Annotated in this window: 20 protein-coding genes; 12 read left to right on the top strand and 8 right to left on the bottom strand. The window is 71.1% G+C overall.

Features of this window, described 5'->3' with window-relative positions:
- Window positions 1-52 precede the first annotated feature (52 nt).
- From Q8A52_RS14240 to Q8A52_RS14225, 4 genes are all read left to right on the top strand, one after another.
- A complete protein-coding gene (locus tag Q8A52_RS14240) occupies window positions 53-1024 on the top strand; it encodes an LLM class F420-dependent oxidoreductase (RefSeq protein ID WP_316751761.1) in 972 nt (323 codons plus the stop codon).
- A gap of 112 nt (window positions 1025-1136) precedes the next feature.
- Window positions 1137-2177: a hypothetical protein gene (locus Q8A52_RS14235; protein ID WP_316751760.1), complete on the top strand. Its 1041-nt coding sequence runs from the start codon at window positions 1137-1139 to the stop codon at window positions 2175-2177.
- A 62-nt stretch (window positions 2178-2239) separates the two neighbouring features.
- Window positions 2240-2665, top strand: a complete 426-nt coding sequence (locus Q8A52_RS14230) for an SsgA family sporulation/cell division regulator (RefSeq protein WP_316751756.1) — start codon at window positions 2240-2242, stop codon at window positions 2663-2665.
- Between the two features lie 68 nt (window positions 2666-2733).
- Entirely contained in the window at window positions 2734-3393 is a 660-nt protein-coding gene (locus Q8A52_RS14225) for a DUF2238 domain-containing protein (protein WP_316751754.1), read from the top strand.
- On the opposite strand, the gene Q8A52_RS14220 is transcribed toward Q8A52_RS14225, so the two are convergent.
- From Q8A52_RS14220 to Q8A52_RS14210, 3 genes are all read right to left on the bottom strand, one after another.
- Window positions 3370-3870, bottom strand: coding sequence for a DUF6328 family protein (locus tag Q8A52_RS14220; RefSeq protein WP_316751753.1), 501 nt, complete (start codon window positions 3868-3870; stop codon window positions 3370-3372). The genes Q8A52_RS14225 and Q8A52_RS14220 overlap by 24 nt on opposite strands.
- Before the next feature lie 139 nt (window positions 3871-4009).
- Complete coding sequence (locus tag Q8A52_RS14215) at window positions 4010-4993, bottom strand: aldo/keto reductase (protein WP_316751751.1); 984 nt, start codon at window positions 4991-4993, stop codon at window positions 4010-4012.
- A gap of 77 nt (window positions 4994-5070) precedes the next feature.
- Entirely contained in the window at window positions 5071-5958 is an 888-nt protein-coding gene (locus Q8A52_RS14210; protein ID WP_316751749.1) for an SDR family oxidoreductase, read from the bottom strand.
- Between the two features lie 132 nt (window positions 5959-6090).
- Here Q8A52_RS14210 and Q8A52_RS14205 point away from each other — a divergent pair, with 132 nt between their 5' ends.
- Window positions 6091-6990, top strand: coding sequence for a LysR family transcriptional regulator (locus tag Q8A52_RS14205; protein ID WP_316751747.1), 900 nt, complete (start codon window positions 6091-6093; stop codon window positions 6988-6990).
- A gap of 1 nt (window position 6991) precedes the next feature.
- Here the strand turns inward: Q8A52_RS14205 and Q8A52_RS14200 are convergent, their stop codons facing one another.
- On the bottom strand, window positions 6992-7573 hold the full coding sequence (locus tag Q8A52_RS14200; RefSeq protein WP_316751745.1) for a TetR/AcrR family transcriptional regulator: 582 nt from the start codon (window positions 7571-7573) through the stop codon (window positions 6992-6994).
- A 4-nt stretch (window positions 7574-7577) separates the two neighbouring features.
- Entirely contained in the window at window positions 7578-9071 is a 1494-nt protein-coding gene (locus Q8A52_RS14195) for an MFS transporter (RefSeq protein WP_316751742.1), read from the bottom strand.
- A 447-nt stretch (window positions 9072-9518) separates the two neighbouring features.
- On the opposite strand from Q8A52_RS14195, the gene melC1 reads away from it, so the two are divergent.
- Window positions 9519-9893, top strand: a complete 375-nt coding sequence (gene melC1, locus Q8A52_RS14190; protein WP_316751741.1) for an apotyrosinase chaperone MelC1 — start codon at window positions 9519-9521, stop codon at window positions 9891-9893.
- A gap of 33 nt (window positions 9894-9926) precedes the next feature.
- Window positions 9927-10748, top strand: coding sequence for a tyrosinase MelC2 (gene melC2, locus Q8A52_RS14185; RefSeq protein WP_316751739.1), 822 nt, complete (start codon window positions 9927-9929; stop codon window positions 10746-10748).
- Here the strand turns inward: melC2 and Q8A52_RS14180 are convergent, their stop codons facing one another.
- Both Q8A52_RS14180 and Q8A52_RS14175 read right to left on the bottom strand, forming a co-directional pair.
- Window positions 10749-11447: a ribonuclease H family protein gene (locus Q8A52_RS14180; protein ID WP_316751737.1), complete on the bottom strand. Its 699-nt coding sequence runs from the start codon at window positions 11445-11447 to the stop codon at window positions 10749-10751. It lies immediately after the preceding gene.
- Window positions 11448-11480: 33 nt separating this feature from the next.
- Entirely contained in the window at window positions 11481-12275 is a 795-nt protein-coding gene (locus Q8A52_RS14175; RefSeq protein ID WP_316751735.1) for a VOC family protein, read from the bottom strand.
- Window positions 12276-12449: 174 nt separating this feature from the next.
- On the opposite strand from Q8A52_RS14175, the gene Q8A52_RS14170 reads away from it, so the two are divergent.
- From Q8A52_RS14170 to Q8A52_RS14150, 5 genes are all read left to right on the top strand, one after another.
- Window positions 12450-13457 (top strand): zinc-binding alcohol dehydrogenase family protein, encoded by a 1008-nt coding sequence (locus tag Q8A52_RS14170; RefSeq protein WP_316751877.1) that lies wholly within the window; start codon window positions 12450-12452, stop codon window positions 13455-13457.
- Between the two features lie 235 nt (window positions 13458-13692).
- On the top strand, window positions 13693-15135 hold the full coding sequence (locus Q8A52_RS14165) for a family 2B encapsulin nanocompartment shell protein (RefSeq protein ID WP_316751733.1): 1443 nt from the start codon (window positions 13693-13695) through the stop codon (window positions 15133-15135).
- A 4-nt stretch (window positions 15136-15139) separates the two neighbouring features.
- The gene (locus Q8A52_RS14160) at window positions 15140-16204 is read left to right on the top strand and encodes a family 2 encapsulin nanocompartment cargo protein terpene cyclase (RefSeq protein WP_316751875.1); all 1065 of its coding nucleotides are present in this window, start codon (window positions 15140-15142) and stop codon (window positions 16202-16204) included.
- Between the two features lie 62 nt (window positions 16205-16266).
- Complete coding sequence (locus Q8A52_RS14155) at window positions 16267-17145, top strand: geranyl diphosphate 2-C-methyltransferase (RefSeq protein WP_316751731.1); 879 nt, start codon at window positions 16267-16269, stop codon at window positions 17143-17145.
- Between the two features lie 126 nt (window positions 17146-17271).
- Complete coding sequence (locus Q8A52_RS14150; protein ID WP_316751872.1) at window positions 17272-18147, top strand: aminoglycoside phosphotransferase family protein; 876 nt, start codon at window positions 17272-17274, stop codon at window positions 18145-18147.
- A gap of 38 nt (window positions 18148-18185) precedes the next feature.
- Here Q8A52_RS14150 and Q8A52_RS14145 read toward each other — a convergent pair whose 3' ends face one another.
- On the bottom strand, window positions 18186-18668 hold the full coding sequence (locus Q8A52_RS14145) for a VOC family protein (RefSeq protein ID WP_316751729.1): 483 nt from the start codon (window positions 18666-18668) through the stop codon (window positions 18186-18188).
- Window positions 18669-18767 lie beyond the last annotated feature (99 nt).

Here is an 18767-nt window from a genome sequence, read left to right as displayed (position 1 = left end):
TCCACGTGCCGCGGGACCGTTTTCGATCCGGTGAGCCGGGGACCCGGGCCGTATGGTGCACATCGGATACACGATGATGACCGAGCAGGCCGGTCCGCGTGAGCTCGTCGACCATCTGGTGCGGGCCGAGGAGGCCGGCTTCGACTTCTCGGTGACCTCGGACCACTACTTCCCGTGGCTGCGCTCACAGGGTCACTCGCCGTACGCGTGGAGTGTCCTCGGCGCCGCCGCCCAGGCCACGTCGCGCATTCCGCTGATGACCTACGTGACCTGTCCGACCCGCCGCTACCACCCTGCGGTGGTGGCGCAGAAGGCCGCGACGATGCAGCTGCTGTCCGGCGGCAGGTTCCGGCTGGGGCTGGGCTCCGGCGAGAACCTCAACGAGCACGTGGTCGGCGGCGGCTGGCCGTCGGTCGACATCCGGCACGAGATGCTCGAGGAGGCCGTGGAGATCATCCGCGCCCTGTTCTCGGGCGGGCATGTCACCCATCACGGCGCGCACTACGACGTGGAGTCGGCCCGGTTGTGGGACCTTCCCGACGAGCCGCCGCCGATCGGGGTCGCGGTCTCCGGCGAGCAGTCCTGCAGGATCGCGGGCCACCTCGCCGACCTGGTGATCGCCACCGAACCGGAGGCGGGACTCCTGGAGGCCTTCGACCGGCACGGCGGCGCGGGCAAGCCGCGGGTGGGGCAACTGCCCGTGTGCCACGACCCCGACCGGGACATCGCCGTCGAGCGCGCCCACGCACAGTTCCGCTGGTTCGGCGGTGGCTGGAAGGTCAACGCGGAGCTGCCCCACCCGGACTCGTTCGAGTCCGCGACCCGGTACGTGACGCCCGACGACGTGGCCGCCTCGATCCCGTGCGGTGACGATCCGGACGACTTCGTCGACGCGGTACGGCCGTACGCCGAGGCCGGGTTCACCGAGATCGCCCTCGTGCAGATCGGCGGCGAGTCACAGCCGGAGTACCTGGACTGGTCGGCGAAGACGCTGCTGCCCGCGCTGCGCGAGACCTTCGGGTGACCAACGGGCCACTGCGGAAGGGAGGTCTGCCAAAGCATGGTCAATGGGTCCATATAGGCTGGTCGGTCTGCACAGTGCAGTCCGACCAGCCGCGCTCCCAGGAGAGTCATCCGTGACCGTAGCGACCGTCCCGTCCGAGACGTCCCCCGCAACCCCGGCACCCCTGTCCGACCTCGTGGCGCGGGACGCGCGCGACTTCGGGGTCTACGCGCGGACCGGAGGGTGGGCCTTCGGGCTGATGGTGGCACGCAGCGTGCGGCCCGGCGGGCAGGGCGCGGACGAGACGCCGAAGGTGTCGGCCAAGGAGTTCGCGGAGCTCGCCGGCTGCTCCGCCGAGCGGGTCATGCGCTACTACAAGGCCTGGGACCGGGCCGCGGACGACGGTCTCGTCCCCCACTTCGAGGCGCTGGCACCGGGCCAGGAGGTCGAACTGCCGGACGCGGACGTGTGGCTGGGTTACTACGTCTCCCGCTCCGGCGCCACCTCCGAGCGCGGCACCGCCATCGCCGAGGCGGCCGAGGCCGAGGGCATCCGGCCCACCAAGGCCCTGGAGGTCGCGGAGAACCCCACCGCGTTGCGTGCCGCGATCCTCGCCGACCCCTCCACGGCCCGCGCGGCGCGCACCGCCCTGCTGGACCGGCTGCGGGAAGACCCGGAGCTCCAGGCCGACTTGGCCCGTGACGTGGTCCGCACGGACGACCTGAAGAAGGCGGTGGCCAGCGAGAGCCGGTCGGCGGACCGGATCGGATATGTGCGGCAGATCGCCGAGTCGGGACAGATCAGGACGCCCGCCGGGCAGACCGTGGACGCGCCCGCCGACGTGCGCCAGGAGGCCGAGCGGCACCTGTCGCTCATCGACGAGCTGGACGAGGGCGAGGACAGCGGCGAGTGGGCCTCCGAGGCCTACGACACCATGAAGACGCTCGTGGCCGAGGCGGTCGAGGCCGACCCCGAACTGCGCGTCCAGGAACGGCGGACGAAGTTCTACAGCAGCCTGCAGAAGGCCACCAGGGCGTTCGAGGAACTCACCTTCGACGACGCCCAGGACTTCTACGAGGACGACATGGTCCAGCGCCTCGAGGAACTCCAGCAGGCGATCGGCACCTGCCTCACCGCGCTGCGCGGCGCACGGGGAAATCACCCCGGCGAGTGAGCAACTTCGCCGCGAGAGGGGTACTAGAGGGCCCTACGTCGATTGTTCTCGGAGGCCCCCGCGTGAACCCCTTCGTGCGCAAGACCCTGGTGGTGCAGATCCAGGCGAGCGGCACGGACCGCTTCTCCGTGCTCGCCCACCTCACGTACGACGCCGACGACCCGTTCGCCGTCACGGCGGCGTTCGCCCACGACGGCCATGTGCTGGCCCGCTGGCGGCTGGACCGGGAGATGCTCGCCGACGGCCTGCGCGGGCCGGTGGGCGTCGGGGACGTCAGATTCCGCCCGGTGGCCACCGGTATGTGGCAGGAGCTGCGCATGGAGTTCCTCGGCGACGTCCGGCGCGACGGCGGCCGCCACCGGGCGGTGGCGTTCGCCTGGGCGCCGGCGATCGCGGCCTTTCTGCGGGAGACCCGCGAGGTGGTGGCGCCGGGGCAGGAGCAGGTCCGGGTCGACGACGTCCTGGCGGAGATCCTGGCCACGGGCTGAGTAGCCGTACTCATGCCCGCGCCGGTCCCCCGGCACCACGATGGGGCCTCCACGACAAGGAGTCCGCCATGACCGCAGTGCACCAAGCCCCGCGCCGCGCCACCCGCCCCACCCTGCCCGTCGTTCTGGCCGCGTCGGTCGTCGCCGTGATGGCCCTGTCGGCATGGGGCGCGCGCGACCGCACGACCTGGTTCCTGGAGACGGTGTGGGTGCTGATCGGACTGCCGCTGGTGGTCCTGACCTGGCGGCGGTTCCCGCTCACCGGCCTGCTGTGCGGCCTGCTCGCCGCGCACGCGGTGGTGCTCGCGGTGGGCGGTCACTACACCTACGCGCAGGTGCCGCTGGGCGACTGGGTGCGCGACACCTTCGGCCTGGACCGCAATCCGTACGACCGCTTCGGCCACCTCATGCAGGGCTTCGTCCCGGCCGTCCTGGTACGGGAGCTGCTCAGCCGCACCTCGCCGCTGCGCGGCAGCCGCTGGCTGGCCCCGCTGACCGTGTGCGCCTGCCTGGCCTTCAGCGCGTGCTTCGAGCTGCTGGAGTGGGCGGCGGCCGAGATCGGCGGACACGGCGCGGACGCCTTCCTCGCCACCCAGGGCGACGTGTGGGACACGCAGTGGGACATGTTCTGCGCCCTGATCGGGGCCACGCTCTCCCTGCTGGTGCTCAGCCGGGTGCACGACCGGCAGCTGGCGGCGCTGGAGTCAACGCGAGCCCGGGCGGCGTGAGATGTGCCGGTGGCGCGACCACAGCGGCAGCCCGTACCAGCACAGCAGGTACCAGGCCACCACGGCCGCGACCAGCCAGGGCACGAAGCCGTCGTGGGTGGCCACGCGGAGGATCAGCAGCAGCGAGGCGGTCATGGTGGCCAGCAACAGCACGAGGCCGATGAAGGTGAGCCGGGCCGCCAAGCGCACCGCCTGGGGTTTCACCCTCCGCCCGGCCACCAGGCGGTGCAGGGACACCGGCCCGATGAGCGCGCCGGTGGCGCACGCGCCGAGGACGACGGTCACGATGTAGATGACCTGGTCGGCATGGGCCAGACGGTCGTACTTCGGGGTGAAGACGACGGTGAGCAGGAAGCCGAACAGGATCTGCACGCCCGTCTGGGCCACGCGGACCTCCTGGATGAGGTCGCTCCACATCCGGTCGGCCCGCTCCTCCTCGGTCTCGTCGCGGCCCGTCCGTCTCGCTGCCTGCGTCATGCGCTGCGAGTAACCACCGAGCTGATCGTTTAACCACGAGCTGATCGTTCAACCACCGAGCTGATTGTCGTCGCGCTGATCGTTCGGACGAACGGGCCGCCGGAAGCGATGAGGGCGATTGCTTCCGGCGGCACGGGGCCTACCAGCGGTTCTCGACCTGGTCCTTGATCCGGCGGTCGTACAGCTCCCGGATCGCCGTGAACGTCTCCTCGGGCAGCGGCGGCAGCTTCGCGGCGGCCGCGTTGGAGCGGGCCTGCTCCGCAGAGCGGGCGCCCGGGATCACGGTGGTGACGCCGGGCTGCTCGATGATCCAGCGCAGGGCCAGCTGGGCCGGGGTGTATCCCTCGGGGGCGAGCGCGGCGAACTCGGCGGCCGCCTCGACACCGGTCCCGAAGTCGACGCCGGAGAATGTCTCGCCCTGGTCGAAGGCCTCGCCGTGCCGGTTGTAGGTGCGGTGGTCGTCGGCGGCGAAGACCGTGTCCTTGGTGTACTTGCCCGACAGCAGACCGGAGGCCAGCGGCACACGGGCGATGATGCCGACGCCAGCCTCCCGGGCGGCCGGGAGCACCTCGCGCAGGGGCTTCATCCGGAGCGGGTTGAGGATGATCTGCACGCTTGCCACGCCCGGCCGGGCGATCGCGGTCAGCGCCTGCGCGCAGGTCTCCGCGCTGACGCCGTAGGCCGCGATGCGCTCCTCCTCGACCAGGGTGTCCAGGGCGTCGAACACCTCGTCCGAGGAGTAGACCGGCGTCGGCGGGCAGTGCAGCTGCACCAGGTCGATGCGGTCGACGCCGAGGTTGCGGCGTGAGCGGTCGTTCCAGGCGCGGAAGTTGTCGAGGACGTAGTTCTCCGGGATCTGGTCGACCCGGCGGCCCATCTTCGTGGCCACCAGCACATGCAGATCCGGCCTGCCGCTGAGGAAGGTGGCGATGGTCTGCTCGCTGCGCCCGTCACCGTACACATCGGCCGTGTCGAAGAAGGTCACGCCCGACTCGGCCGCGGTCTCCAGGACGGCGAGGGCCTGCTTGTCGTCCACCTCGCCCCAGTCGGCGCCCAGCTGCCATGTGCCGAGGCCGACGACCGATGCCCGCTGACCCGACCTGCCGATTACGCGTTCGTCCATGCCGCCAGTCTGTCATCCGCCGGTGGCCGGATCGTTCCTTGAGCCCCTTCCCCTTCCCGGACCGATTGCGGCCCTGATCAGGCCCGGAAGTAGTGGCCCTCTTCGAGGTCGGGGAGGAGCCCGGGCTGTACGGGACGCCAGTCCAGCAGCTTGCGGGTCAGGGCGCTGGACGTGGGGCAGTCGAGCGGGGCGAAGGTGCCCAGCCAGCCGAAGTGACCCACTGCCTCGTCGGGGGCCACGGCCTCGACCGGCAGGTTCAGATGCCGGCCGACGACCTCGGCGAGGTCACGGAAGGGGACGCCCTCATCGGCGACGCCGTGCAGGCGCGCACCCGCCGGAGCCGCCTCCAGCGCGAGCCGGAACAGCCGCGCCGCGTCGAACCGGTGGACGGCGGGCCAGCGGTTGGCTCCGTCGCCGACGTAGGCCGAGACGCCCTTCTCCCGGGCGATCTCGATCAGCCGCGGTACGAAGCCGTGGTCGCCCCGCCCGTGCACCGACGGGGCGAGACGGACGAGCGACGACCGCACCCCGCGCTCGGCCAGCGCGGTCGTCGCGTTCTCCGACGCGGTGCGGTGCGTCCCCGGGGCGGCCCGGTCCGTCTCGGTCGCCAGGCCGGCGGTCCTGACCATCAGGGTGCCCGAGGTGACCACGAAGGGCCGGTCGGACCCCGCCAGCTCGGCGCCGATCGTTTCGACGGCCCGCAGATCGGCGGCTCCCGCGGCGGGCATGTCGGAGAAGTCGTGGATGAACGCCAGGTGGATGACGCCGTCGGCCGCGGCCGCCGCGGTCCGCAGTCCGCCGGGGTCGTCCAGGGCGCCGCGGTGCGCTTCGGCGCCCATCGCCTTCAGCGCCGCCTCCGCCTCGTCCGAGCGGGCCAGGCCGACGACCTGGTGTCCGGCTTCGAGGAGTTCGGGGATGACGGCGGAGCCGATGAAGCCGGTCGCGCCAGTGACGAATACACGCATGTTGCTGCGCTCCTTCGCGAGGTCGGGAGACCTCCATCGTTCGGCCGAGCGGCGGGCCGCGTCCAAAGCCTCTTTCGTATGCGGTCATGCACTTCAGGCATCACCCCAGGTCAGCAGAGTTACGCTGGAGGTATGCCCGACTCGGTTTCCGCGCCGGACCTCGATCTGCGGCTGGTGCGGTACTTCACGGTGGTCGCCGAGCACCATCACTTCGGCCGTGCGGCCGCGGCGCTGCACATCACCCAGCCCTCCCTGAGCCGCCAGGTCCGGCGTCTGGAACAGCAGTTGGGTGCGCGGCTCCTCGACCGGACCCCGCAGGGCACCCGGCTCACGGAGGCCGGTGAGGTGTTCCTGCCGCATGCCAGGGCGCTGTTGCGCTCGGCGGCCCGGGCCGCGACCGCCACCCGGGCCGCCGCGGAGCCCCGCCGGATCACCATCGGGTACATCACGGGTCTGTTCGTCACCCCGGCCGTGCGCGAGCTGCGCCGCAGGTTCCCGGACGCCGACGTGCAGACTGTGCACCTGAACTGGAAGGAACCGCGCGAGGCCCTGCTGGACGGCCGGGTGGACGCGGTCGTGACCCGGCTGCCGCTCGCCTCCGACGGGCTGCGGGTGACCGTCCTGTACGACGAGCGGCGCGTGCTGGTCGTCCCGCTCGGCCACCGGCTGGCCGGCAAGGAGTCGGTCACCGTCGACGACATCGCCGACGAGCCGCTGCCCCGGGTGCCGGACCCGCTCTGGAACGCCTTCTGGCGCATCGATCCCCGGCCCGACGGGCGCCCGGCACCCGACGGCCCGCTCATCGACGGCGTGGAGGACAAGCTCGAACTCGTAGCCTCCGGGCAGTCCCTCGCGATCATGGCCGAGGCCCCCGGCATCGGCATCCGCCCCGACCTCACCACGATCCCTCTGCACGGTGTCGAGGCGTGTCATGTGGTCCTGGCGACCCGCGCCGGTGACGGCAACGCGCTGCTCGCCGCCTTCCGCACCGCCGCCGAGGCGCTGCTGCCGGGTCCCGTCGCCGGGCGGTGAGTCAGGGCGTCAACTGCGCCTGGACGATGGGCCCGTAACGGTCGGCGATGGTGTCGATCGAGGACGCGCGCAGTTGCTCGCCGCGCGCGATGCCGTACATCACGCCCAGGCCGATGAGGGTGGCGACGGCGAGTTCGGCACGCAGGCCCGCGTCGGGGCCGGTGAGCCGGTCGGCGAGACGTTCGGTCACCTGGGCGCGGAAGTTGGCGCGCAGGATGTCGCCGTGGTCGCCGTGCAGCGGTGCGAAGGCGATGCGCAGCAGCGGGTCGGCGCCCCGTTCGCGCTGGCTGCGCAGGACGTGCTCGGCCATGTGCCGGCCGAGGTCCTCCAGGGGCGCGTCCAGCAGGGCGTCCGCGTCGGCCTCGAAGGACATGACGCGGGCGAGGAGGGCGTCCTTGTTGCCGAAGTACTTCAGGATCAACGGCGGACTGACACCGGCGCGTTCGGCGACGGCCTTGAGGGTGATGTCGGCGCGGGCGTGCCGGGCGAGGAGGTACCGGGCCGCCTTGAGGATGGCCGCCTTGGTGGTCTCGGCGTCCCGGCGGGCGGAGGAGACGGCGGGCGCGCCGGATGGAGTGCTCACGGACTCATGCTCCCTCCATCGCCCCGTCGCGGGCGCCCCGGGTGCCGCCCCGGGCCCGCCGAGCGCGGTCGGGGCCGCTGTCGCCCGGGATGGTCAGCGCGGCCGCGCTCGCGGCGAGGGCGATCGCGCCCGCCATGGCGAAGGCCAGCAGATAGCCGTGCAGCGTGGGTATCGGCGCCCCGTCGACGAGGCTGGTGTGGTGCACGAGGACGGCGGCGACGGCGGCGCTGGACGTGGCCTGGCCGATGGTGCGCATCAGGACGTTGACGCCGTTGGCGGACGCGGTCTGCCCCGCCGGGACGGCGCGCAGGATCAGGGTGGGCAGCGCGGAGTAAGCGAGCGTGGTGCCGGTCGCCACCACCGTGGCGCCCAGGATGACCATCCACAGGTCGCGGCTGTCGGCGATGCGGACCGCGTAGCCGCAGGCGATGACGGCGGCGCCGAGGGCGAGGGTGATGCGGGGGCCGCGTTTCGCCGAGATGCGCGCGGAGACGGGCGAGAAGAGCAGCATCGTGACACCGCCGGGCAGCAGGCACAGACCGGTCGCGACGATCGACAGTGCGAGCCCGTACCCGGTTGCCTCGGGTGCCTGTACCAGCTGGGCGGTGACCAGTGAGTTGGCGTAGAAGGCGAAACCCGTCAGCAGGGCCGCCACATGGGACAGGCCCACCCGGGGCCGGGTCACCAGCCGCAGATCGACCAGGGGCTGCGCGGTGTGCAGCTGCTGCCACCACCACAGGGCGAGTACGACGGCCGCGCCGAGGAAGAGGCCCAGCACACTCGGGCTGCCCCAGCCCCACTGCCCGCCCTGGGACACCCCGAGCAGCAGACAGGTCAGGCCGACGGCCAGCATGAGTGCGCCGAGCACGTCGAACCGGCCCGGCTCGCGCACGGGCGACTCCTTGACCGCCCACCACGCGGCCGTCACGCCCAGCGCACCGAGCACGCTGGTCAGCCAGAACATGGTGTGCCAGTCGGCGTACTGCACGACCACCGCGGCCAGCGGCAGGCCGAGGGCGGCGCCGATGCCGACGGTGGAGCTCATCAGCGCGACCGCCGAACCGCGCCGCTCGGGCGGCAGTTCGTCCCGCAGGATGCTGATCGACAGCGGGACGACGGAGGCGGCGGCACCCTGCAGGGCGCGGGCGGCGATGAGCACGCCGATGTCCGAGGACAGGGCGCACATCACCGAGCCCACGGTCATCAGGGACAGGGCCGCCGTCAGCACCCGTCGCTTGCCGTACATGTCGCCGGCGCGGCCGAGGACCGGGGTGAGGACCGCCCCGGAGAGCAGGGTCGCGGTGACCATCCAGGAGACCGTGCCCGCCGAGGCACCGGTCAGTCGCGGCAGGTCCGGCAGCAGCGGGACGACGACGGTCTGCATGACGGCCATGAGGATGCCGCCCGATGCCAGCACGGGAATGGTGAGCCGGTCCCGGACTCGGCCGGCCCCGGCGCTCGCTCCGGGCGGGGAGGATATCGGAGCGGGCTGGTCCATCGGCACTCCGGCTGACGTCAGGAATACGAGGTGAATATAAATTCACCTTACCTGGTGAATTGCCATTCACCAACGCCCGGCGACGCCGACCCGTCGACCGGTCCGCACCGACAGGCGTCACGCAACGCGATCGGTCGGCGCCACAGGGCGGCACGAGGGGCGCATGCGGCCGGGCTTTCGAATCGCGTCAGTCTGTCGGGGTGAGCCGCGCCACTGGGGACGTCACCGATCACGAAAGATCTCCGCGAACACCCCCGCGACGGCAAGGATTTACCTCTTCCGGTCCCCGGAAGGGGCACTCCACAGCAAGATCATCTTTGTTCAATCCCGTACGGCATGTGGGCAATTGTCCTGATCGCAGCCAACCGACTCCAGATGATTTCTCCCGCTCTCGGCGGGACCGATAGGCATGCGGGGACATCACCCGAACGCACCAGGAGGTCCCGCATGCCGGAACTCACCCGTCGCCGCGCGCTCACCGCCGCGGCCGCCCTCGCCGCGGCCGCCGGAGCCGCGACGCTCGTCGCGCCCGCCGCCTCGGCCGCCGGACACGACCACGGTTCGCCCGATTCCTTCGACGAGGTCTACAAGGGCCGCCGGATACAGGGCCGCCCGATGAGCGGTGGCGGTCACCACCACGAGCACGGCGCCGGATACGGGGTGTTCGTCGACGGGGTGGAGCTGCATGTGATGCAGAACGCGGACGGCAGCTGGATCAGCGTCGTCAGCCACTACGACCCGGTGCCCACGCCGCGTGCCGCCGCCCGCGCCGCGGTCGACGAGCTCCAGGGCGCCAAGCTCCTCCCCTTCCCCGCCAACTGACCGCCCCGCAAGGAAATCCGAGGTCACCCGCACATGACCGTACGCAAGAACCAGGCCGCCCTGACCGCCGACGAGAAGCGGCGGTTCGTCGCCGCCGTCCTCGAGCTCAAGCGCAGCGGACGCTACGACGCCTTCGTCACGACGCACAACGGCTTCATCATGTCCGACACCGACAACTCCGAGCGGACCGGCCACCGTTCGCCGTCCTTCCTGCCCTGGCACCGCAGATTCCTGCTCGACTTCGAACGGGCGCTGCAGTCGGTGGACGCGTCGGTGGCCCTGCCGTACTGGGACTGGACCAACGATCGCACGGTGCGCTCCTCGCTGTGGGCGCCCGACTTCCTCGGCGGCACGGGACGCAGCTCGGACGGCCGGGTCATGGACGGGCCGTTCGCCGCGAGCGCCGGGAACTGGCCGCTCAACGTGCGGGTGGACGGCCGTACTTATCTGCGCAGGTCGCTCGGGGCCGGGGTGCGCGAGCTGCCGACCCGCGCCGAGGCCGACTCCGTGCTGGCGATGACGACGTACGACATGGCGCCCTGGAACAGCGCCTCGGACGGCTTCCGCAACCATCTCGAGGGCTGGCGCGGGGTCAACCTGCACAACCGGGTCCACGTGTGGGTCGGCGGGCAGATGGCCACCGGTGTCTCCCCCAACGACCCGGTCTTCTGGCTGCACCACGCCTTCATCGACAAGCTGTGGGCCGACTGGCAGCGCCGGCACCCGGGGGTGGGTTATGCGCCGACCGGCGGGACGCCGGACGTGGTCGACCTGAACGACACGATGAAGCCGTGGAACGACGTGCGGCCGGCGGATCTGCTGGACCACACGAAGTTCTACACCTTCGACGTCTGATCAGGCCTCGGCCGTCCGGCACTCCGGATGGCCCCAGCCCTGTGCGTTCTTGGCGATGGACTCGCCGGCCGCATAGGAGCGGCCGCACACACAGCGCCCGGGGAACTTCGCCTTGATCGTGCGGGAGGACGAACCGCCGCCGCCCTGCTTGCGGGGTGCCGCCTTGCGGCGCGGGGCGGCGGACACCGCGGTGACGGTCGAGGGCGGCGGCTCGGGCGAGCCGAACGCGCTGCCCGCGGACTCCTGGACCGAGGCCGCCTGGCTGGCGGCGCGGTCGGCGAAGTCGTTCAGCGCGTCGCCGTCCACCTGGTGGGCGGCGACATGGCGGAACTCGACGGAGCGGCCGTCGAGCAGCTCGTCGATGCGCACCACCAGGTCCTGGTTGGCGACCGGCTTTCCGGCGGACGTCTTCCAGCCGTTGCGCTTCCAGCCCGGCAGCCAGGTGGTGACCGCCTTCATCGCATACTGCGAGTCCATCCGGATCTCCAGCGGCAGGCCGGGGTCGGTCGCCGCCAGCAGCCGCTCCAGCGCCGTCAGTTCGGCGACGTTGTTGGTCGCCCTGCCGAGCGGCCCCGCCTCCCAGCGGGCCGGGGTACCGGAGTCGTCGGACACCACCCAGGCCCAGCCCGCCGGTCCGGGGTTCCCCTTCGAAGCCCCGTCGCACGCGGCCACAACACGTTCACGCATGGGCTCGATCATGCCACGGCCGGAGAGACCCCCCGACCGGGCCGGTCAGACGTCCAGGGTCTGCGGCATCTCGCCCTCGGTGGTCGTGACGTCGATCACCGAGAAGTTCGCGCCCTGCGGGTCGCTGAGAGCCGCGAACCGGCCGAACGGGCTGCTCATGGGCCCGAACCGGAGGATGGCGCCGAGCTTGGTGGCCTTGGCCACGGCCTCGTCGCAGTCGCCGACGGTGAAGTACACATTGATGTACGACGGCACCTCGGGCGGGAAGTCGTCGGTCATCTTCATCCGGCCCAGGACCGTGTTCTCCCCCAGGTTGAACATCCGGAAGTCGACGGAGGCGTCGTCGATCTGCTTGGCCGTGTACGGGAACACCGCGGAGAAGAAGGTGTCGGCCTGCTCGGGCTCACGGGTGAAGACCTCGGCCCAGCAATAGGCGCCGGGCACGGCCGTCGCCTCGAAGCCCTCGTGGGTGCCCCCCTGCCAGATGCCGAACACGGCGCCACTGGGCTCGCGGGCCAGGCACATCGTCCCGAACTCGCCTACCTGCATCGGCTCCATCAGCACCTCGCCGCCGTTCTCACGGATCTTCTCGGCGGTGGCCGCGGCGTCCGGCGAGGCGAAGTAGAGGCACCACTGCGACTGGCCCTCCTGACCGGGCATGGGCGGGACGACGGCCGCCACGGCCTTCCCGTCCGCATAGGCCTGCGTGTAGTTGCCGTACTCCGACGAGGCCTCGCCGAAGGTCCAGCCGAGGACGTCACCGTAGAAACTCTTGGCTCCCTCGACGTCACTGAACATCGCGTCGGCCCAGCAGGGGGTTCCTTCAGGTCGTACGGCCATGGTGCGGGACCTCTCCGGATAGCAGGACTGCCTGAATCGTCACGCTCCACACGCTAGTCATCCCCCGGTCGGCCCGCGCGCCGAACCGACCGGTCTGCCGGACACTGGAATGCGGAGACGGCGGGCTTCGGCAGGACGGGGCGCGGCATGACGGACTCGGTTGTCGCAGGCACGATGCGGGCGTGGTCGGTGACCCGGCCCGGTCCGGTCGAGGAGGACCCCCTCCGGCTCGTCGAGCGGCCGGTGCCCGTGCCCGGGGACGACGAGCTCCTGGTCCGGGTGCGCGTCTGCGGCGTCTGCCGCACCGACCTGCACGTCACCGAGGGGGACCTGCCCGTGCACCGGCCCGGGGTGACACCCGGGCACGAGGTGGTCGGCGTGGTGGCCGGGATCGGGGCGGCCGTGGCGGACTTCGCCGTGGGCGACCGGGTGGGCGTGGCCTGGCTGCGCTGGACCGACGGCGAGTGCCGCTACTGTCTGCGGGGCTCCGAGAACCTGTGTCCCCGGTCCCGGTACACCGGCTGGGACGCGGACGGCGGCTACGCGCAGTACACGACCGTCCCGGCCGACTTCGCCCACCGGCTGCCGGGCGAACTGGACGACGTGGCACTGGCCCCCCTGCTGTGCGCGGGGATCATCGGCTACCGCGCGCTGCTCCGCACCTCGCTACCGCGGCACGGCCGGCTCGGGCTGTACGGATTCGGGGGCAGCGCCCATCTCTGCGCGCAGGTGGCGCTCGCCGAGGAAGCCACCGTGCACGTCCTGACCCGGGGCGCGGATGCCCGGCGGCTGGCCCTCGATCTGGGCGCCGCCTCGGCGCGCGACGCGTACGAGCTGCCCCCGGAGCCCCTGGACGCCGCGATCCTGTTCGCCCCGGTCGGCGACCTGGTCCCGGTCGCACTGCGGGCCCTGGACCGGGGCGGGGTCCTGGCCGTCGCCGGTATCCACCTGAGCGACGTACCGCCGCTGCACTACGAGACCGATCTGTTCTACGAGAAGGAACTGCGCAGCGTCACCTCCAACACGCGTGCGGACGCCCGCGAGTTCCTCGCCAAGGCCGCGTTGCACGGCGTCCACGCCACGACCCACGCGTATCCGCTGTCGCAGGCACCGCAGGCCCTCAGGGACCTCAAGGCCGGCCGCTTCGACGGGGCGGCGGTCCTGGTGAACGATCTGTCCTGATCCCAAACCCCGGATGATCCACAAGCCCCCGGGGCGCGGAGGCGGGACCTGTGCGCGCGATCACGCTCCCCTGTGCCGTACACCCCGAACCATAGGTTTGCACCACCAGGGGACAAAACCGCCCCTTTCGCGCCGTACCGGAAGATCACCACGGCTGTTTGGCTTGTCCGAGCGCACCACCAACTCGCACACCACCGACCGATCCGGTCACCCCGTTCACCTTCCGGGAGGGAATGTGTCCACACCGGACAGCGCCACCGGTTCCGCCATCGACGAACCCGCCCCCGACCCCTCCGTGGACGGGCAGCTCACCAGCCTCAGCACCCGCGCGGCGCGCCAGCTCGCCACGACCACCAAGTCCGAACCGCAGATGCAGGCCATCACCTCCCGATGGCTGCTCAAGACGCTGCCGTGGGTGGATGTCAAGGGCGGCGCCTACCGGGTCAACCGGCGACTGACGCTGCGCACCGGCCGCGGCCGGGTGCACTTCGAGCAGAACGGCGCCGACGACATCCGGGTCATCCCCGAGACGCTGACCGAACTGCCGGTTCTGCGCGGCTACCCCGACACCGAGGTGCTGCGGGAGATCGCCGACCGCTTCCAGGCCCGTGAAGTGCGGCCCGGACAAGTGCTGTTCGAGGCCGGACAGCCGGTCACGGAGGCATACCTCGTCGTCCACGGCCGGTTCACCCGCTACACCGCCGGCAAGTACGGCGACGAAGAGGTGATCGGCGTCGTCACCGACGGCGACCAGATGGGCGACGAGGCCGTCGGCCAGGTGGACCCGCTGTGGCTCAGCTCGGTGCGGGCCGAGACCGCGGGCGTGGTGCTGGCACTGCCCTGGGCGGTCGTCGAGGAGTTCACCGAACGGGCGCCGTCCCTGGCCGCCCATCTGCAGGCGTACGTCGAGCGGCAGCGCAAGCCCGTGAACCGCAAGGGTGAGGCGGACGTTCCGATGCAGGCCGGCCATGTGGGCGAGCCGACGCTGCCCGGCGGCTTCGTCGACTACGAACTCGCCCCGCGCGAGTACGAGTTGTCGCTCACCCAGACCGTACTGCGGGTGCACACCAGGGTCGCCGACCTCTACAACAACCCGATGGACCAGACCGAGCAGCAGATCCGGCTGACCGTCGAGGAGATCCGCGAGCGCCAGGAGTGGGAGCTGGTCAACAACCGGGAGTTCGGACTGCTGCACAACGTCGACTACGGGCAGCGCATCAGCACCTACACGGGCCCGCCGACGCCGGACGACATGGACGAGCTGCTCTCGATGCGCCGCAGGACCAAGGTGCTGATCGCCCATCCGAAGGCGATCGCGGCGTTCTTCCGGCAGTGCAACCGGCGCGGCCTGGTGCCCGGCACCGCGAGTGTCGACGGGCACGAGATCCCCGCCTGGCGCGGTGTCCCGATCTTCCCGTGCAGCAAGATCCCGATCACCGACGACCACACCAGCAGCATCATCGCGCTGCGCACCGGCGAGGCCGACCAGGGTGTCGTCGGCCTCCACCAGACCGGCATCCCCGAGGAGTACCAGCCCGGCCTCAATGTGCGGTTCATGGGCATCGACACCGCCGCGATCATCAGCTATCTCGTCACCGCCTACTACTCGCTGGCCATCCTCGTCCCCGACGCGGCGGGGATCCTGGAGAACGTCCAGCTCGGCCGGACCGCCGACTGACGGCCTGGAGCACACCATGAGCGCACCCACCCACTCCTATGCGCTGCCCGGGCCGCCGAACATCGCCCAGAGCCTGCGCAGAACCCGGCGCACCGGGGCGATCCCCGGACTGCACCACCGGCCTGCCGCTCCCGCCGATCCGGACAAGGCCGCCGAGATCGACCGCAGGCTGGAGAGCTGGGCCCGTGACCTCGACCTGTTCCCACAGGCGTGGAAAGGGGACTTCTCGGGCTTCCAGTTCGGCCGGGCCGTCACCCTCCAGCATCCGGGCGCCCTCGACCTGGACCGCCTCACCGCCGCCGGCAAGCTGCTGCTCGCCGAGAACATCGTGGACTCCTGCTACTGCGAGGAGGACGAGGGCCGGGGCGGATCGCGGCGCGGCCTGGGCGGCCCGCTGATCATCGCCCAGTCGGCGCTCGACCCCTTCCACGGCATCCCGGAACTGGAGGAGGAGTGGCGCCAGGGCCTGTCCGCCGACGGACCGCTGCGCTCCTACCAGTCCGCGCTCGCGGACTACGCCGCCTTCGCCACGCCCAGCCAGACCGACCGGTTCGTGCACGACATGGCCCGGCTGCACATGGGCTATCTGGGCGAAGCCGCCTGGATGGAGACGCGGTACATGCCGCGGGTCTGGGAGTACCTGGTGATGCGGCAGTTCAACAACTTCCGCCCCTGTCTGTCGCTCGTCGACGCCGTGGACGGCTATGAACTGCCCGAGCAGGTCTACGCCCGCCCCGAGATCCAGCGGATCACCGCCCTCGCGTGCAATGCCACCACCGTCATGAACGACCTCTACTCCTTCACCAAGGAGCTGGAGAGCGACCCGGACCACCTCAACCTGCCGCAGGTCGTCGCGGCCAATGAACGGTGCGGCCTGAAGGCTGCCTATCTGAAGTCCGTCGAGATCCACAACCGGATCATGGAGGCCTTCGAGGAGGAGTCCGCCCTCCTGTCCGCCACCTCGCCCCTCGTGGAGCGCTATGCCCAGGGGCTTGCCGCCTGGGTGTCCGGCAACCACGAGTGGCACGCCACCAACACCCACCGATACCACCTGCCCGACTACTGGTAACAGCGCCCATTCCGCACCAGAAATATCTGAAACAGCGTCAGACGCGTCACGAGGAGTCACTGTTGACCACCGCCCCCGTCGCCCGGACCACGGCCGCACCTTTGCCGACCCAGTCCACGTACCAGAACCGCGTCGCGGACTACTGGAACGCCGAGGAAAATCCGGTCAACCTCGAACTCGGTAAGATCGACGACCTGTACCACCACCACTACGGCATCGGAAACGTCGACTGGACCGTGCTCGACGAGACCGACCCCGCCCTGCGCCGGGAGCGGATCACCGCCGAACTGCACCGCCTGGAGCACGCCCAGGCCGAGTTCCTCGCCTCCCGGCTCGGCCCGCTCACCCCGGCCGACCGCGTCTTCGACGCCGGCTGCGGACGGGGCGGCGGCAGTGTGGTGGCCAATCTGCGGTACGGCTGCCACGCCGACGGCGTCACCATCTCCGCCAAGCAGGCCGACTTCGCCAATGAGACGGCCCGCCGGCGCGACATCGACGACAAGGTGCGCTACCACCACCGCAACATGCTCGACACCGGCTTCGAGTCCGGCGCGTACGCGGCCTCGTGGAACAACGAGTCCACCATGTACGTCGAACTGGACCTGCTGTTCGCCGAACACGCCCGGCTGCTGCGACGCGGCGGACGCTATGTGGTGATCACCGGCTGCTACAACGACACCTACGGCCGTGCCTCGCGCGAGGTGTCCCTCATCAACGCGCACTACATCTGCGACATCCACCCGAGGTCGGAGTACTTCCGGGCGATGGCCCGCAACCGGCTGGTGCCGGTGCATGTGGAGGACCTGACCGAGGCCACGATCCCCTACTGGGAACTGCGCAAGGATGCCGACCACCTGGTGACGGGCATCGAGGACACCTTCCTGTCCGCCTACCGCAACGGCAGCTTCCAGTACCTCATGATCGTGGCCGACCGGATCTGAGGCCGTGGCTGTGCCGGGGGCGGTGTCGCGCGACACCGCCCCCGGGCCGTGCGGGACCATCGCCCTCGAATTCATTCGACAGCAGGCCCGTTGGCGGTTGGAATGGCCCGCGTGTGTGCCGTGAAAATGCATGAGGACGAGGCGGACCTCGATGCCTCGGTCGTCCGCCGGCTGATCGCCGGGCAGTTCCCCGAATGGGCCTTGCTGCCCGCGGAGCGTCTGGAGTCCTCCGGGACCGAGAACGCCATGTTCCGGCTGGGCACCGACCTGGTGGTACGGCTGCCCCGGCATCCCGGTGCCGTGGCGGACGTGACGCGCGAGCAGCACTGGCTGCCCCGGCTCGGGCCGCTGCTGCCGGTTGCCACCCCCGAGCCGCTGGGGCGGGGCGGGCCCGGTGCGGGCTTCGCCTGGCCCTGGTCCGTGTACCGCTGGCTGGACGGGCGCAATCCCGTCGCCGGGGCCGTCGAGGAGCCCGGACCGCTCGCCGAGGACCTCGCCTCGTTCATCGGCGCCCTGCGCAGGATCGACGCACACGGCGGGCCGCCCAACCACCGGGGGGTCCCGCTGGCCACCCGGGACGCGGCCACCCGCGAGGCCATCGGCCGGCTGGCGGGCAGGGTCGACACCGTGGCGGTCACCGCCCGGTGGGAGGAGGCCCTGCGCGCGCCTGAGTACACCGGCCCGCCCCTCTGGGCGCACGCCGATCTGTCCCCGGGAAACGTGCTGGTCGCCGATGGCCGGCTGAGCGCCGTGATCGACTTCGGCACCGTGGGGGTGGGCGATCCGGCGGTCGATCTGATCGTGGCCTGGAACCTGCTGCCCGCGACGGCCCGGGACGCCTTCCGCCGGGCCGTGGGCGCCGACGACGCCGAATGGGCGCGGGGCCGGGGCTGGGCGCTGTCGATCTCGCTCATCCAGCTGCCGTACTACTGGGAGACCAACCCGCCGCTGGCGGAGAACTCACGGCATGTGATCCGCGAGATCCTCGCCGAATCCGCGTAGGGGCGTGGGCCCGCGCCTTCCCGCGCCCCTGGGAATCCTCACTCGCCCGCGTATGCCCTCTCCAGGGCGGCGATGTCGAGCTTGTGCATCGACAGCATGGCCTGGGTGGTACGCGCCCCCTTCACCGGGTCCGGGTCGGTGATCATGTCGTCGAGCCGGTCCGGGATGACCTGCCAGGACATCCCGTACTTGTCCTTGAGCCAGCCGCAGGGGCCGGGCTCGCCGCCGTTCTCGGTGAGCTTGGTCCAGTAGTAGTCGATCTCCTCCTGGTTCTCGCAGAAGATCTGGAACGAGATCGCCTCGTTGAACTTGAACTCCGGGCCCCCGTTCAGCGCGACGAACTTGTGGCCGTTGGCCGTGAACTCGACGGTCAGGACGGTGCCGGCGGGACGGGGGGCTCCCTCGGGGTAGCGGGCGACCCGGCCGACGGCGGAGTTCTTGAAGATCGAGACGTAGTAGTGGGCGGCTTCCTCGGCCTGGTCGTCGAACCAGAGGCACGTGGTGAATCCGTCGGTGGCCATGAGCTACCTCCTGGGGCGTGGAACGCGGTCACCGGTGCCGACCGATCGTGCCCGCGAAACTCATCGGCCGGCAGGCCGATTCCTCCGGATGGACGCGGG

The sequence above is a fragment of the Streptomyces herbicida genome (genome assembly GCF_032656585.1).
Lineage (GTDB): Bacteria > Actinomycetota > Actinomycetes > Streptomycetales > Streptomycetaceae > Streptomyces > Streptomyces herbicida.
The sequence above is the reverse complement of the archived record's forward strand: the minus strand, read 5'-3'. Positions and strand labels throughout refer to the sequence as shown.